The organism is Mesorhizobium sp. M7A.F.Ca.US.005.03.2.1, assembly GCF_003997795.1.
Lineage (GTDB): Bacteria > Pseudomonadota > Alphaproteobacteria > Rhizobiales > Rhizobiaceae > Mesorhizobium > Mesorhizobium ciceri.
The window spans coordinates 1-543 of sequence record NZ_RZRP01001559.1 but is presented as its reverse complement, the minus strand read 5'-3'; the positions used below and the strand labels follow the sequence as shown (position 1 = coordinate 543).

Below are 543 nucleotides of genomic sequence, written 5' to 3'. Positions count from 1 at the left end.
CAGTAGCGCCTGAAAGAATGGCTCGTCGGCCTGAAACGAGGCGTTTGTGTCGCTCATGAGGGGATATTATAGGAGGGAAATGGCAAGCCCCAAGTCCAAAGATTCTTCCCTGTCCAAAAAAGAGCCGTTGCCCGCACGACGCGATGGTTCGAACGCAAAGCCGCGCCCGCGGCCGGCGCGAAGCGCGTTACGCTACAGCCCGGCCGAAGTGAAAGAGATATTCCGGCGCTTTTCCGTCCAGCGGCCCGAGCCGAAGGGCGAGCTCGAACATGTCAACGCCTTCACGCTGCTGGTCGCGGTGGTGCTGTCGGCGCAAGCGACGGATGTAGGCGTCAACAAGGCGACGCGGGCGCTGTTCAGGGCCGCCGATACGCCGCACAAGATGCTGGCGCTGGGGGAAGCAAGGGTCGGCGAATATATCCGCACCATCGGGCTGTGGCGCAACAAGGCGAAGAATTTGATTGCGCTGTCGCAGGCGCTGATCCGCGACCATGGCGGCGAGGTACCCGATAATCGAGATGAATTGGTCAAGCTGCCCGGGGT

At 61.5% G+C, this 543-nt stretch carries 1 pseudogene; it reads left to right on the top strand.

The annotated features are described in order from the left end of the window. Positions 1 to 79 precede the first annotated feature (79 nt). A pseudogene (locus tag EN991_RS39120) lies at positions 80 to 543 on the top strand (endonuclease III); the annotation flags it as partial.